The sequence below is a fragment of the Amorphus coralli DSM 19760 genome (assembly GCF_000374525.1).
In the GTDB taxonomy this organism is placed as follows: Bacteria; Pseudomonadota; Alphaproteobacteria; order Rhizobiales; family Amorphaceae; genus Amorphus; species Amorphus coralli.
Map to the genome: position 1 here is coordinate 172,259 of NZ_KB894574.1, position 14,423 is coordinate 186,681.

General features: G+C 67.2%; 11 protein-coding genes and 1 tRNA gene. 8 read left to right on the forward strand and 4 right to left on the reverse strand.

Annotated elements, in window-relative coordinates; genetic code table 11:
- Positions 1-70 precede the first annotated feature (70 nt).
- The 3 genes from C507_RS0113830 to C507_RS0113840 all read right to left on the reverse strand — a co-directional run bounded on the left by C507_RS0113830 (position 71) and on the right by C507_RS0113840 (position 4,228).
- Entirely contained in the window at positions 71-499 is a 429-nt protein-coding gene (locus C507_RS0113830) for a universal stress protein (protein ID WP_026319089.1), read from the reverse strand.
- A 29-nt stretch (positions 500-528) separates the two neighbouring features.
- On the reverse strand, positions 529-3,147 hold the full coding sequence (locus tag C507_RS0113835; protein WP_018700304.1) for a TRAP transporter permease: 2,619 nt from the start codon (positions 3,145-3,147) through the stop codon (positions 529-531).
- A 115-nt stretch (positions 3,148-3,262) separates the two neighbouring features.
- Positions 3,263-4,228, reverse strand: a complete 966-nt coding sequence (locus C507_RS0113840) for a TAXI family TRAP transporter solute-binding subunit (RefSeq protein ID WP_018700305.1) — start codon at positions 4,226-4,228, stop codon at positions 3,263-3,265.
- A gap of 362 nt (positions 4,229-4,590) precedes the next feature.
- Here C507_RS0113840 and C507_RS21415 point away from each other — a divergent pair, with 362 nt between their 5' ends.
- The 6 genes from C507_RS21415 to C507_RS0113870 all read left to right on the forward strand — a co-directional run bounded on the left by C507_RS21415 (position 4,591) and on the right by C507_RS0113870 (position 9,560).
- Positions 4,591-6,594, forward strand: coding sequence for an MFS transporter (locus tag C507_RS21415; RefSeq protein ID WP_018700306.1), 2,004 nt, complete (start codon positions 4,591-4,593; stop codon positions 6,592-6,594).
- Positions 6,595-6,847: 253 nt separating this feature from the next.
- Positions 6,848-7,219 carry an ArsR/SmtB family transcription factor gene (locus C507_RS0113850; protein ID WP_018700307.1) on the forward strand — a complete coding sequence of 124 codons (372 nt, stop codon included), beginning with the start codon at positions 6,848-6,850 and terminating at the stop codon, positions 7,217-7,219.
- Positions 7,216-7,728 carry an arsenate reductase ArsC gene (locus C507_RS0113855; RefSeq protein WP_018700308.1) on the forward strand — a complete coding sequence of 171 codons (513 nt, stop codon included), beginning with the start codon at positions 7,216-7,218 and terminating at the stop codon, positions 7,726-7,728. Before C507_RS0113850 ends, C507_RS0113855 begins: the two co-directional genes overlap by 4 nt.
- A gap of 24 nt (positions 7,729-7,752) precedes the next feature.
- Positions 7,753-8,835 (forward strand): ACR3 family arsenite efflux transporter, encoded by a 1,083-nt coding sequence (gene arsB, locus C507_RS0113860; RefSeq protein ID WP_018700309.1) that lies wholly within the window; start codon positions 7,753-7,755, stop codon positions 8,833-8,835.
- Between the two features lie 61 nt (positions 8,836-8,896).
- On the forward strand, positions 8,897-9,319 hold the full coding sequence (gene arsC / locus C507_RS0113865) for an arsenate reductase (glutaredoxin) (RefSeq protein WP_018700310.1): 423 nt from the start codon (positions 8,897-8,899) through the stop codon (positions 9,317-9,319).
- Positions 9,320-9,484: 165 nt separating this feature from the next.
- A tRNA-Thr gene (locus tag C507_RS0113870) sits at positions 9,485-9,560 on the forward strand.
- Between the two features lie 77 nt (positions 9,561-9,637).
- On the opposite strand, the gene C507_RS0113875 is transcribed toward C507_RS0113870, so the two are convergent.
- Positions 9,638-10,780, reverse strand: coding sequence for a GGDEF domain-containing protein (locus tag C507_RS0113875; RefSeq protein ID WP_018700311.1), 1,143 nt, complete (start codon positions 10,778-10,780; stop codon positions 9,638-9,640).
- Between the two features lie 335 nt (positions 10,781-11,115).
- On the opposite strand from C507_RS0113875, the gene C507_RS0113880 reads away from it, so the two are divergent.
- Positions 11,116-12,183, forward strand: a complete 1,068-nt coding sequence (locus C507_RS0113880) for a C4-dicarboxylate TRAP transporter substrate-binding protein (protein WP_018700312.1) — start codon at positions 11,116-11,118, stop codon at positions 12,181-12,183.
- A gap of 141 nt (positions 12,184-12,324) precedes the next feature.
- Positions 12,325-14,328 carry a TRAP transporter large permease subunit gene (locus C507_RS0113885; RefSeq protein WP_018700313.1) on the forward strand — a complete coding sequence of 668 codons (2,004 nt, stop codon included), beginning with the start codon at positions 12,325-12,327 and terminating at the stop codon, positions 14,326-14,328.
- Positions 14,329-14,423 lie beyond the last annotated feature (95 nt).

The following is a 14,423-nucleotide window of genomic DNA, read 5'->3' on the forward strand; positions in this document are numbered from 1 at the left end:
CCGCGTCCAGCGGGATCCGACGGCGCAACGCCAGCCGGCGGCAATCCGCCGCTGCGCCAAGTGAGCCGCGTCAGTCGCGGATGACCATCACCGACTGGGGCGCGTGGCGCACCACGCGGGCGGCGTTGGGACCGAGCAGGTAGTCGCGCAGCTCCGGCCGGTGGGCGCCGATCACGATCAGGTCGCAGCCGAGCTTCTTCGCGGCGTGCAGGATCTCCTCGTAGATGGAGCCGTGCGCCACGTGGCCGACGGCCTCGATCTCCGGACCCAGCTCGGCATCCATGAAGGCGCCCAGCTGCTCCTTCGCCTTTTCCAGCGCCTTTTCCTCGAAGTTCTGCGGGAAGAAGCTGCCGACGATCGACATGCCGAAACTCGGCACCACCGCCAGCACGTGCAGTTCGGAGCCGAAGGTCTTCGCCATCGCCGCGGCCGTGGCCAGCGCCTTGCGGCCCGTGGTGGTGTCGTTCAGATCGATCGGCAACAGGATCTTCTTGTACACGCCGGCCTCCCTCGGCTTGGCAGTCTCGTTCAGAACGCCGGAACCGTCTGACGGCGGCGCTGCGACCACAGCACGATCAAGAGCAGGAGAAGCGCCGGGATGTAGAAGAGCTCCTTCGGCATCCGCTCCGCCGGCACCGCGACGCTTTCCACCACAACCGGCTCGTCGGCGTAGAAGTCCAGCTCCTGCGCCAGCCGGAAGAAGGGGGTCCCCGGGAAGGGCTCGTCCAGCGTGATCTGATCGCCGTCGGGGAACAGGGTCAGGCCCTCCCGGTCGAGGCGCGCGGCCCCGTCACCCGGCTCGCCGAGCGGCACCATGAAGGTCTTCGTCACCCGCTCGTCCGGGTTGTTGAAGTCGGTCCCCTCGATGGTCATGCGCAGCTGCGCATCGGCCGGCAGGTTGGCCGCGATCTCTTCCGCCTGGGTGCCGGGCGAATAGATGTAGGGCGGCTGCACCTTGTCCAGCCAGAAGCCCGGCCGGAACAGGGTGAAGGAGATCAGAAGCACCGCCACGACCTCCCACCAGCGCATGGGTGCCAGCAGGTAGCGTTGGGTCGCCGCGGCAAACAGGAGCATCGCCACCACAGCGACGATGAAGACGACCAGCGCCTCCAGCGGCCCCACCCCGATCAGCAGAAGTTCCGTGTTGAACAGGAACAGGAAGGGCAGCAGCGCGGTGCGGATATCGTAGGTGAAGCCCTGGATACCCGTCTTGATCGGATCGCCGCCGGAGATCGCCGCCGCCGCGAAGGCGGCAAGGCCAACGGGTGGCGTGTCGTCGGCGAGAATGCCGAAATAGAAGACGAACAGGTGGACGGCCACCAGCGGCACAATCAGTCCCTGTTGGGCACCGAGCGTGACGATCACCGGCGCCATCAGCGACGACACCACGATATAGTTGGCGGTGGTCGGCAGGCCCATGCCCAGGATCAGGCTCATGATGGCCACCAGCACCAGCATGACCATCAGGTTGCCGCCGGAGACGAACTCGACGAACTCGCCGATAACCTGATGGGCGCCGGTGAGCGAGATGGTGCCGACGATCACGCCGGCAGCACCCGTCGCCACCGCGATGGCGATCATGTTGCGCGAGCCGGAGATCATGCCCGCGATCCACTCGTTGACGCCGCGCGCCGCCTCCGCCGCGAAGTTTCCGGTGCCCCGGAAGAACGCCTTCAGCGGGTGCTGGGTAAGCGCGATGAAGATCATCGCAACCGTGGCGTAGAAGGCAGAGGTCGCCGGCGACAGCCGCTCGATCATGATGCACCAGATCAGGATCACGATCGGCAGCAGGAAGTAGAGGCCGGTCAGCGCCACGTCGCCGGCGCGCGGCAGTTCCTCCACCGGGGCGTCGGGATCGTCGACCTTGAGATCGGGCCGCTTCGCGGCGATCCAGAGCAGGACGAGATAGGCCACCAGGAAGGTCAGCGCCGCGCCCCACAGGCCCATGCCGGGGAACGCGTCGGCGATCCAGCCGAGGCCGTAATAGACCAGGCCGGCCAGCACCGCGAGGCCGATGAAGCCGGTCAGAAAGCCGATGAGCTTGGTCATCAGCCGGACGTGGCTCGGCGGCCGCTTCATGCCGGCAAGGCCGAGCTTCAGCGCCTCCAGGTGCACGATGTAGACCAGCGCGATGTAGGAGATCAGCGCCGGAAGCAGCGCGTTCTTGATCAGCTCGGTGTAGGGCGTGCCGGTGAATTCGGAGATCAGGAAGGCGGCGGCACCCATGACCGGTGGCGTGAGCTGGCCGTTGGTGGACGAGGCCACCTCGACCGCGCCGGCCTTCTCCGGCGGGAAGCCGGTCTTCTTCATCAGCGGGATTGTGAAGGTGCCGGTGGTCACCGTGTTGGCAATGGACGAGCCCGAGTAGAGGCCGCTCATCGCGGAGGCCAGCACCGCCGCCTTGGCCGGCCCGCCGCGCAGGTGGCCGAGCAGCGAGAAGGCGATCTTGATGAAGAAGTTGCCGGCGCCGGCCTTCTCCAGGATCGCGCCGAACATCACGAACAGGAAGATCATGGTGGCGGACACGCCTAGGGCGACGCCGAACACGCCCTCCGTCTGCATCCAGTAGTGCCACATGGCCTTGCCGTAGGACGCGCCCTTCCACTGCAGCGTGCCCGGGATCCAGTCGGCGGAGCCGAAGAACACGTAGAGCACGAAGACGGAGGCGACGATCAGCAGCGGCAGGCCCAGCGAGCGGAACACCGACACGCCCAGGATGAGCATGCCGATGGTCGACATGATCAGGTCCCAGTCGGTGGGCAGGCCGGCGCGGTCGGCGATCTGGTCCTTGAAGACGAAGAGGTAGAGACAGGCGGACGCGCCGAGCAGCGCGAGGATCCAGTCGTACCAGGGGATCGAGCGCCGGGAACTCGATTTGAGAAGCGGGTAGGCAAACGCCGCGAGCACCAGCGCGAACGCCAGATGGACGATGCGGATTTCGGTGTTGTTGAGAACCAGCGGCAGGTCGAGCGCCTGCGCAAGGATGAACGGCAGCGGCGAGGCGACATAGAGCTGGAACAGCGCCCAGACGAAGGCGGTGACCGGGATCAGCAGGCGCTGCCAGCCGTCCGGCGAACGCGCTCCGGAATCGGTGGCTGCAACCAGGGATTCCGCGTCGACCCGATGCGCCGTCTGCTCGACCGTCATCCGCACACCCCTCGCCTTGTTGTTCTTGGACGTTGTGCCTCAGGCGACCGCCCGAGCGCTTCGGCAGAAAGCAATCGGGCGCGGTCCCGAAAGACCGCGCCCGATAAGGCCGGACTTACATCCAGCCGCGCTCGGTGTAGTACTTCTTCGCGCCGTCATGCAGCGGGGCAGAGAGACCGTCCTTGACCATCTGCTCTTCCTTCAGGTTGGCGAAGGCCGGATGCAGCTGCTTGAACTGGTCGAAGTTGTCGAAGACCGCCTTCACGACGACGTAGACCACGTCGTCCGACACGTCCGCAGACGTGATGAAGGTCGCGCCCACGCCGAAGGTCGTGGTGTCCTCGTCGTTGCCCTTGTACATGCCGCCCGGAATGGTGGCGACGCGGTAGTAGGGGTTGTCGGCAACGAGCTTGTCGATCGGCTCACCGGCCACGTCGACGAGCTGCACGTCACACGAGTTGACGGCTTCCTGGATCGCCGCAGCCGGGTGGCCGACGGTGTAGATCATGGCGTCGATGTTGCCGTCGCAGAGAGCCTGCGCCATCTCGGAGCCCTTGAGCTCGGTGGCGAGGGCGAAATCGTCCATGGACATGCCGAAGGCGTCCATCACGACTTCCATCGTCGCGCGCTGACCGGAGCCGGGATTGCCGACGTTGACGCGCTTGCCCTTTAGGTCCTCGAAGCCCTCGATGCCGGAATCGCCACGCACGAGGAGGGTGAACGGCTCGGGATGGACCGAGAACACCGCCCGCTCCTTCTCGAACGGACCCTGGTCCTCGAACTTCGAGGTGCCGTTGTAGGCATGATACTGCCAGTCGGACTGGGCGACGCCGAACTCCAGCTCGCCGGAGCGGACGTTGTTGATATTGTAGACCGAACCGCCGGTGGACTCCGCCGAGCAGCGGATGCCGTGCTCCTTGCGGTCGCGGTTGACCAGACGGCAGATGGCGCCGCCGGTCGGATAGTACACACCGGTCACGCCCCCGGTGCCGATGGAGATGAACTGCTGGTCCTGCGCCGTGGCGAGGCCCGTGCCGGCGAGGATCGCCGAGGCCGCGAGCGCGGCAATGGTCCGTTTCATCATAAGGCTCCCTTTAAAAATTGTGGCCTTCTGTTGTCCTCCCGCCGGGGAGCGCCCCCGCGGCTGCCGGTATTCGATAGCCCGAGCGGACCGAAGTCAACGGTTTCCGGCCCCGAGCGGGCCTCCACCCACGGTTCCGGCCGGATTGCGCCTTCCGCATCCACCAAATCGAAAGGCTGCGCCCGCACGATGGAGCGAAAGTGGGTGCATGAAGCATGGTTCAAGGCGGTCCGGAACCGGGCGTCCCGCCGCCGCCTTTTCGCCGTGTCTTTCCCGCACCCCGTGACAGCATCACCGCGCCGCGCCCGGACCCCGACACGCGAGGTCCCGGGCCAATCGAACGGAGGCCCGAAAGGGCAGACATGACCGCAGGGCCTCAGCTCTCCCGGACCTTCCTTCCCGCACAGACCGACTGGCAGCCGTGCCCGCGCGAGCTGAAGAAGTACGTGCTTGCCGTCGCCGTGCTCGGATCCAGCCTCGCCTTCATCGACACCACGGCCGTTGCGGTCGCCCTGGCCGCGATGCGCGAGGATCTCGGCGCCTCCTTCCTCGCCGTCCAATGGGTCGCGGCCGGCTATGCGCTGGTCCTCTCCGCTTTCCTGCTGCTGGGTGGCGCTGCGGCCGATGCCTTCGGCCGCTGGCGCGTCTTCCGCATCGGCATTGCGGTGTTCGCGCTGGCGTCCGCAGCCTGCGGCCTGGCCCCGCGGGCCGATGTGCTGATCGCCGCCAGGGGTCTGCAGGGACTTGCCGCGGCCGTCATGGTGCCGGGGGCGCTGGCGCTCATCGCCACCAATTTCGTGGAGGAGGAACGCGGCCGGGCCATCGGCATCTGGGCGGCGTGGTCCAGCATCGCCGCCGCACTCGGGCCGTTCATCGGCGGCTTCCTGATCGACGTCTGGTCGTGGCGGGCGATCTTCTACCTGAACCTGCCCGTCGCCGCAGCTGCCCTTTTCCTTCTCCAGTACCGCGTGCCGGTGGATTTTCCCGATCTCGACGACCGCCGCTTCGATCTTCTCGGCGGCGGCATCGTGCTGGCCGCCATGGGCCTTTTGGCCCTCGGCCTGACCCTGTTCGGGATCGAAACCGGGTCCGGCGGGCTCGTGCCGGTGACGCTGGTCCTGTCGGGCCTGGTCGGCCTCGTCCTGTTCGTGATGTGGGAGGCGAGCGGCGCCTCGGCGCCGATGATGCCGGTCGGCCTTTTCCTCAACCGCACCTTCACAGGCGCCAACATCGTCACCCTGCTGCTCTACATGGCGCTCGGCGGGCTGTTCTTCCTTCTGCCAGTGGCCCTGATCGAGGGAAGCGGGCGCAGCGCCGCGGAAAGCGGCGCCGTCTTCCTGCCGTTCAGCCTCGCCATGGCCCTCGTCGCCCGACAGACCGGCCCGATCGTCGACCGGTTCGGAAGCCGCCTGCCGCTGGCCGTCGGCGCCGCGGTCGCGGCGGTTGCGTTCGCGTCGCTGGCGGTGGCCGTTCGCGCCGAACTCTATACCACCGGCGTGCTGCCGGCCATTGCCCTCCTCGGTGCCGGCATGGGGCTGGCGGTGCCGCCGCTTTCGGCCGCGGTGCTGGCGGGCGCGCCGGCCAGCCGGGCGGGAATGGCCTCGGCCGTCAACAACACGATCGCCCGCTTTGCCGGCCTGGTGGCGGTCGCCGCCCTCGGCGGCGCGGCAACGCTGATCTACCGGGAGACTCTGGGCGAGCTGGCACCGCAGCTGGCCTCGGTCCTGTCGCGCGCCGACTTCGCCATGCCCGTCGACGGCCCCGCCGACGTGCAGGCCATCCGGGCCGAGGCCGTGCGTGGCACCTTCGCGGTGGTCGCCTTCGCATGCGCCGCCGCAGCCGCCCTGTCGGCGGGTCTTGCCCGCCTCCTTCTGCCCAGGACGGCATCCGCAGGGCCGGCCGCCGCGCCCGATCCGGACAACCCGTTCGAGCCCGAACTGCCGCCCTGGCGGCGGATCGACCTGCCGGATCCGCTGGTCGACCACGACCGCGACGCGCCCGAACTTCCGCTACCGCCGGCGCCTGAAGCGGAGCGGATCGAGCCGCGCTTCGTGCCGGCGCGACCGGTCGCCGAGACCGTTCCAGACGCCCCCGCCACCGGGGCTGAAGAGGCCAGCACCCCGCCCCCCGGTCCGGGCCCGACGCCTCTTCCGGTTGCCGCGAGCGGCTCGCAGACCGACCTGCCGAACCCGCTGCCGTCGACCCGCCCCGAACCGGCCGCCGCGACGGCGACGGCGACGAACGGATCACCCGCGTCCGGGACGCCCGCAACCGTTGCCACCAACGATCGGCCGGCAGGCGTCCGCCGGGTCCGGGCGAACCGAACCGCAACCCCGACCGTGACGTCCGGTTCAGGCGGCCGCTAGGCTCTTCCAACCCGCCGCATCCCCTGTCGCATCGGACTGCGCGGTGGCGCCAAATGGCCGCCGCGCACGTTCTGCGCAGCGGTGCGCGTTTCTGCGCAGTCCTGCGCGATCCTGCGCAGGCATCCCTGCGCAACCGGCATCGCCGCGGACCCCGCTTTTCGGCCGGCTCGGCAAGACGCGATCGCTCGCCACGCACCCTGTCTTTGTGCAGAGGCGCGCTTGCATGTTTCGATTATTCGAGTATTCTCGAATTATGGAAAAGACGGATGCCCTCGAAGCCCTGACGGCGCTTGCCCACCCCACGCGTCTCACCGTGTTCCGCCTGCTCGTCCGCAACGAGCCGGAAGGATTGTCGGCGGGTGCCATCGCGGAGGAGGCGGGCGTGCTCGCCAACACCCTCTCCACCCATCTGGGGCAACTCACCCGGGGGGGGCTGGTGTCGGCCGAGCGTCACGGACGAAGCATACAGTATCGGGTCGACTTGGAGGGGATGCAGGCCCTGCTCCTCTACCTGATGCAGGATTGCTGCGCGGGTCGTCCGGAGGTTTGCACCCAACTGATCGATGCCCTGGCCTGCCGCACCGACGCGGTGGCGGGCCAGCCGGACCTTGAGGAACAGACATGAGCGAAGCCCCGAAGAACGTCCTCTTTCTCTGCACCGGCAACTCCGCCCGCTCGATCCTGGCAGAGGCCATTCTCAACCGCGACGGCGCTGGCCGCTTCAACGCCTACTCCGCCGGCAGCCAGCCGAAGGGCAGAGTGCACCCCTATGCCATCGACCTCCTGAAGCAGACCAACTTCATCACCGACGACCTGCGCTCCAAGAGCTGGTCGGAGTTCGCCGATCCCGGCGCGCCGGTGATGGATTTCGTCTTCACCGTGTGCGACCAGGCGGCGGCGGAATCCTGCCCGGTCTGGCCCGGCCAGCCGATGACGGCCCACTGGGGCGTGCCGGATCCGGCCACGGTGGAAGGCAGCGAGGCGGAGCGGCGTTACGCCTTCGCCGACACGTTCCGCATGCTCAATTCGCGGATCTCGATCTTCCTCTCCCTTCCGCTCGCCTCGCTCGACCAGCTGAGCCTGCAGCGCCAGCTCGACCGGATCGGACAGACGTCGACCACCGAGCCGGCCTGACGCCGCAAATCCAGGATAGTCTTGATGTCTACGCAGAACGCTGCCGTGGCTGCGCCCGCCCCGGGCGGGATCGGCATTTTCGAGAAATGGCTCTCGGTCTGGGTCGGGCTGGCGATCATCGCCGGCCTGGTTCTGGGCAACCTGTTGCCGGGCACCTTTTCCTGGCTGGCCGGGCTGGAATATGCCTCGGTGAACTTTCCCGTCGCGATCCTGATCTGGGCGATGGTCTACCCGATGATGGTGGCGGTGGACTTTTCCAGCCTGTCGCACATCGGCGACCGGCCGAAGGGACTGATTCTGACGCTGGTGGTGAACTGGCTGATCAAGCCCTTCACCATGGCCGCCCTCGGCGTGCTGTTCTTCGAGGTGATCTTCGCGCCCTTCATCCAGCCGGCCGATGCCCAGCAGTATATCGCCGGCCTGATCCTGCTGGGCGCCGCCCCCTGCACCGCGATGGTCTTCGTGTGGTCGCAGCTGGTGCGCGGCGATGCGACCTACACCCTCGTTCAGGTGTCGGTGAACGACATCGTGATGGTGTTCGCCTTCGCCCCGATCGTCGCCATCCTGCTTGGCGTCACCGACATCTCGGTGCCGTGGGCGACGCTGATCCTGTCGGTGGTGCTCTATGTGGTGATCCCGCTGGTGGCCGGTGCCGCCACCCGGCAATGGCTGACCCGACACGCCCGGCGCGGCGAGAGCGCGGATGCCGCGGTCGACCGCTTCACCGGGGCCATCAAGCCGGTGTCCATCATCGGCCTGCTGGCCACCGTGGTGCTGCTGTTCGGCTTTCAGGGTCACGTCATCGTCGAGCGGCCGCTGCTGATCGTGATGATCGCCATCCCGCTGCTGATCCAGTCCTACGGCATCTTCGCGATCACCTACGCGGCGGCCTGGTTCTGGCGGGTGCCGTTCACCGTCGCCGCCCCCTGCGCCATGATCGGCACCTCCAACTTCTTCGAGCTGGCGGTTGCCGTGGCCATCGGCCTGTTCGGGCTTGGGTCCGGGGCGGCGCTGGCCACCGTGGTCGGCGTGCTGGTGGAAGTGCCGGTGATGCTGTCGCTGGTCGCCTTCGCCAACGCCACCCGCACCCACTTCCCCGAGGCCTGACACCGGCTGCCGGGTCCTGCGGGATCCGGCATCGCCCCTTCGCCGATTACGGATTCCTTCGATGACCGTCACGATCTACCACAACCCCAACTGCGGCACCTCGCGCAACGTGCTGGGCCTCATCCGCAACACGGGCGAGGAGCCCGAGGTGATCGAGTATCTGAAGACGCCGCCGACGCGGGAGACGCTGGTGGACCTGATCGAACGGATGGCCATCCCGGTGCGCGATCTTCTCCGCCGCAAGGGCACGCCCTATGACGAGCTGGGCCTGGACGATCCGAAGTGGAGCGACGAAGAGCTCATCGACCGAATGATGGAGCACCCGATCCTGATCAACCGGCCGATCGTCGTCACCCCGATCGGCGTCAAGCTGTGCCGGCCTTCCGAGACCGTCCTGGACATCCTGCCCGCGCCCCAGACGGGCGCCTTCGAGAAGGAAGACGGCGAGCGGGTCGTCGACAAGGACGGCAAGCGGGTCGCCTGACCCGACCGGCCAGCGCGTCATCCCGAGGCTTTTTTCAGCGCCTTCTTGAAATGACGGTCCGTTGCCGGTACATCCCCGCAATGCCTGCGCCCGGTCCGGCTTCGCACACGCGTCGACGGAGCCCGTCGCAGATCGAGGGCGGCGCACCGATCCGCCCTCCGGCAAGCCGCATTAGCTCAGTTGGTAGAGCACGTCATTCGTAATGATGGGGTCGCTGGTTCGAGTCCGGCATGCGGCACCACCCCTCCCTCGCAGCGTTGATTCCGGTTGCCGGCCTCGGGCACATGGCGACCGCGCGCTCTTCGGCACGCCGCGGTGTCAGACCGCCGCGCGGGCGGCATCACCGCTCGCCGGCTGGCTCACGTCGGGAGCCCCCACCTCGACCATGGCGACATGACCAGGGCCCGTCCTGGCCGCCTGGAGTGCCCTGCCGCACGCCGCCAAGAGTGCATTGAGGTCGGCGACCTTGCGGCCCGCCACGGCAATGCCGTCCCGTGCACCGATGTCGATCGTCACGTCCTCGATCTGATACGGCTCGCAGAGCACCTGCACGATCGTCTGGCCGAGCGCCTGGGCGTCCTTCCGGTCCCGGATGTGTGACTGGATGACGATGAACTCGTCACCGCCGTAGCGGGCGACGAAGTCGGTCGGCGCCTTCATCAGCCGCAGCCGATCCGCCACCATGCGCAATACTTCGTCGCCGACAATGTGGCCATGGGCTTCGTTGACCTCCCCGAACCGGTCGAGGTCGATGAAGTGGACGGCGATCAACTCGTCGTCGGCCTGCAGCGCCACGCATTCGGCGATGTGCTGGTTCATGGCGGTCCGATTCAGGACGCCGGTCAGGGAATCCGTGTTGGCCATCAGATTGAGCCGGCGCTGGCTGTCGGCAAAGCCCTCGACGGCTTTGTAGAGGATCCCGACGGTCATCAGCCCTCCGCCATACATGAGCAGAAGGAGGATCAGGAGAAACTTCGTGTAGTAGTCCGGCGTGACCAGAAGGGCGATGCCGGGAACAACGGCGAGGATGGTCAGGTTGAGCGTGCAGATCCACGGTACCAGCGAGATACGCGCGACCATTCCGCCGCCATAGGCAAACAGCAGGCCGGACGAAAGGATCTGCGATTCCGGTTCGCTGTAGAGAAAGGTGTACGCCACCGTCAGGCTCAGGCAGGCAGAGAAACCGACGCTCCCGACCGCATAGCCCTTTTCCCACTGCGCCGCGTTGCGCGGTTGGTAATAGTGCCTGTAGGCCAGCATGGAGGCCACGCGGCCGACACTCCACACCGCGCCAAACGCACCCAAGCCGTAGAGGATCGGATCCGCCTCGCGAATGCCGATCGCGATTGTGAGAATCGCGAAGGCCACGCTGATCGAGACGACCGGGAACATCTCGCCGTAAAGGTGTTCGACCATCTCGCGGCGAATGCGCGCTGCCGCTTCTGTCGTCCGCCTGCTCATTCTTGGTTCGCTTTTTCGCGTTCTTGGTTCGCTTGTCGGCGGATCGTCACCACTCCTGTCACGATCAGCCACCTCCCCGATACGACGGGCCGAGCGGACGGATCATAACGCGAATCGAGGCGGCGTCGCGACCGGGCCGCCTGTTCGCTGCTTCGGCCGCAAATTTCTGGACCCCCTTGCGCGACGTCTCGGCCTTTCGGGGCGGTCGCCCCCCGCTGGATACCACGCAGTTGCTGCGCTGCAAAAAAATCAGGCAGTGTGCGGAATTGCCCAGCTTGCGAACACGCAATCGATTGCATAGGCTGATCGCCATTCGTTTTTGGAGGGGAACCAAGATGAAGTCTGTGATCGCGTCCGTTGCCTTCGCGGCAGCCACCGTTCTCGGTGGAGCAGCCCTGGCGGAAGAGACCGTCCGGCTCACCATGTCGTCGAGCCATCCGACCGCCGTGGCGTGGGTCGGCGCCCTGAAGACCCATGTGGTCGACAATGCCAACTCCGAGCTGGAGAAGATGGGCTCGGACTATCGCATCGAGTGGACCGAGGCCTTCGGCGGCTCGCTCTACAATTTCCAGGACACGCTGGAGGCGGTCCAGGACGGGCTGACCGACATGGGCTGGGTCGGCGCCCTCTGGGAGCCGTCCAAGATGCCGCTGCAGAACATCATGTTCGCCACGCCGTTCGTGACCAGCGACACGGTGCTCGCGGTGGACGTCATGAACGAGCTCAACGACACGATCCCGGAGATGCAGGAGGAGTGGGACCGCTACAATCTCGTCTTCCTCGGCGCCACCGTGTCGGACACCTATCATCTGTTCACCACCTTCCCGATCGCGAGCCTCTCGGACCTGGAAGGCAAGCGGATCGTCGGCGCATCCTCCCTCGGCCCCTGGATGGAAGGCACCGGCGCGGTGCCGGTGGCCGGCGGCCTGCCGACCTTTTACCAGCAGATCCAGACCGGCGTTGCCGACGGCGCGATCATCATCCCCACCGGCGCCTACTCGCTGAAGCTGCACGAGGTCGCCCCGCACATCACCCTCGTCGACATGGGCGTGACGACGGTCGGCGGCCTGGCGGTGAACAAGGACACCTGGGAAAGCCTGCCGGAGGACGTGAAGACCGTGCTCACCAAGCTCGGGCGCGAATACAGCACCGTCCACGCCGAGGAGGTGCTGGCCCGCTATGACGGCTCCATGCAGAAGATGGCCGAGGAAGGCGCCACCATCGTCGAGATGCCCGCCGCCGACCGCCAGCAGTGGGTGGAAAGCCTGGGCAACCTGTCGAAGGACTGGGTGGCCAGCGTCGAGGCCAAGGGTCTGCCGGCCAAGGAGATCCTGTCCACCTACATGGACGCCATGCGCGAAGGCGGCGCCGAGCCGCTGCGCCAGTGGGACAAGGAACTCTAGGCCCCCACCCAACCGACAGAGGCCGGCCGGACGGTGCGTGAGGGCACCTTCCGGCCACGCCACTTTCCAGCGGGGTGACGAGACTGCAGACTGCCGGCGCAGCCGTCACGCTTCCCGCAAGCCCTTCGGAGTCCTTACCGCGTGTCCAGTCCTTCCGAAGCGCCGCTGCCCGATGCAGCCGACCCGGCAGACGCCGGGACCGTAGAGACCCATCCCCCCGAGACGGCCGCCGGCCGGCTGCTTGCCGCCGCCGATCGGGTCACCGGCGCCGTCGCCATGACCTTCGCGACGGTCAGCTCGCTGTGGATCTTCGCGATGATGATCCTGGTGTGCGCCGACGTGCTGGCGCGCGGCGCGCTGAACCGGCCGATCCTCGGCGTCGCCGAGATCGTTTCCTACTCCGTCCCGAGCTGCGTCTTCCTCGCCGTCGCGTTGTCGATCCGCACCGGGCGATTTCTGCGCGCCGACTTCGTCATCGAGAACATCGAGAAGCGCTATCCGCGCGCCGGAGCGCTGTTCAACACCCTGTTCAATCTCGCCGGCACCTGGGTTTTCTTCAAGGTGGCCGAAGGCCTCTGGCCGCGGATGGTGCGCTCCTTTGTCAACGACGACTTCTTCGGATCGGTCGGCACCTTCACCGCGCCGACCTGGCCGTTCATCGCCGCCCTCTTCCTCGGCGCGTGCCTCGCCGCGCTCCAGTTCGCGGTGTTCACGCTGACGGCCGGCGCCGACAGCCTGCGCCACCGCAACTCCGGCGAGCCGGCGCGGGGCATGATCCTGGTGGGCGGTTTCCTGGTGATCGCCGTCGGCGGTGCCCTCTTCGCCATTACCGGCGACCTGTCGCCCATCGACCTGGGCTTCGTTGCGCTCGCCGGCATGCTGTTCATGGTGCTGGCGGGCCTGCACATCGCCACCGCGCTGATCCTGCTGTCCTTCCTCGGCATCTGGCTGGTCCGCCACAACCCGCTCATCGCGGAGCGCTCGCTGGCTCTGGCGGCGGCGGGATCGATCAAGTCCTACAGCTTCGGGGTAATCCCGCTGTTCATCCTGATGGGGCTGTTCGTGGACATCGCCAATGTCGGCCGGGACGCGTTCGCGGTGGCGGCCGGCCTGCTGCGCCGCATCCGCGGCGGGCTCGGGGTGGCCACCGTCTTCGCCAACGCCATCTTCGCGGCCATCACCGGCTCCTCCATCGCCTCTGCCGCGGTGTTCACCCGGGTCGCGACCCCGCAGATGGTGGCTCACGGCTACACGAGGCGCTTCTCCGTGGGCGTCGTCGCCGGATCGTCGGTGCTGGGCATGCTGATCCCGCCGAGCCTGCTGCTGATCGTCTACGGGCTGATCGCCGAAGTCTCGGTGGGCAAGCTGTTCACCGCCGCCATCCTGCCGGGCCTGCTCTTGGCAGCGACCTTCTGCGCCACCATCCTGCTGATGGCCTGGCTGACGCCGGGCCAGGTGGGCGACGCCAGACCGGCCGACGACGTGGAAGGCATCAGCTTCCGCGACTTCGCGGTGAAGCTGTTTCCCATCCTGACGCTGATCGTGGTGGTCGTGGGCGGGATTTATGCCGGCTATTTCACGCCGACGGAATCCGGCGCGGTGGGCGCCGCCGGCGGCTTCCTGATCGCGCTCGCCCGGCGCGAACTCAGCTGGCAGAAGCTGCGCCAGGTGCTGCTGGAAGCCGCCGAGATTTCCGCGGCCATCCTGTTCCTGATCATCGCCGCCAACCTCTACAGCCGCATGCTGACGCTGACCACGATCCCGCAGAGCGTGGCCGGCTGGATCGTCGCCGCCGACATGACGCTGCTGGCCTTCCTGGCGATCTACCTGGTGATCCTGATCGTGCTCGGCATGTTCCTGGACTCCGTGTCCATCATGCTGGTGGTGCTGCCGCTGATGCTGCCGGTCGTCAGCGCGCTGGGCGGCGACCTGGTCTGGTTCGGCATCGTGACGACCGTGGCGGTGGAAATCGGCCTCCTGACACCACCGTTCGGGCTGGCGGCCTACGTGGTCAGGGGAACGTTGCCACCGGGTACGGCGACGCTGGGCGAGATCTTCGCGGGCTGCACGCCGTTCGTCGCCGCCATGATCCTGGTGACCATCGTTCTGATGGCCTTCCCGGCGATCAGCCTCGCGCTGCTCTAGGCGCTCATCGCCAAGGCACGCCGCGGCGCTGGTGCGCCACCGGCAAACACAACCAAAAGTTATTTACAACGACAACCACAACCCGTATCCTGCCC

Coding starts and splice junctions, on each gene's coding strand:
- C507_RS0113835 (WP_018700304.1), bottom strand. CDS start 3,147: ATGACGGTCGAGCAGACGGCGCATCGGGTCGACGCGGAATCCCTGGTT.
- C507_RS0113840 (WP_018700305.1), bottom strand. CDS start 4,228: ATGAAACGGACCATTGCCGCGCTCGCGGCCTCGGCGATCCTCGCCGGC.
- C507_RS21415 (WP_018700306.1), top strand. CDS start 4,591: ATGACCGCAGGGCCTCAGCTCTCCCGGACCTTCCTTCCCGCACAGACC.
- C507_RS0113850 (WP_018700307.1), top strand. CDS start 6,848: ATGGAAAAGACGGATGCCCTCGAAGCCCTGACGGCGCTTGCCCACCCC.
- C507_RS0113855 (WP_018700308.1), top strand. CDS start 7,216: ATGAGCGAAGCCCCGAAGAACGTCCTCTTTCTCTGCACCGGCAACTCC.
- arsB (WP_018700309.1), top strand. CDS start 7,753: ATGTCTACGCAGAACGCTGCCGTGGCTGCGCCCGCCCCGGGCGGGATC.
- arsC (WP_018700310.1), top strand. CDS start 8,897: ATGACCGTCACGATCTACCACAACCCCAACTGCGGCACCTCGCGCAAC.
- C507_RS0113875 (WP_018700311.1), bottom strand. CDS start 10,780: ATGAGCAGGCGGACGACAGAAGCGGCAGCGCGCATTCGCCGCGAGATG.
- C507_RS0113880 (WP_018700312.1), top strand. CDS start 11,116: ATGAAGTCTGTGATCGCGTCCGTTGCCTTCGCGGCAGCCACCGTTCTC.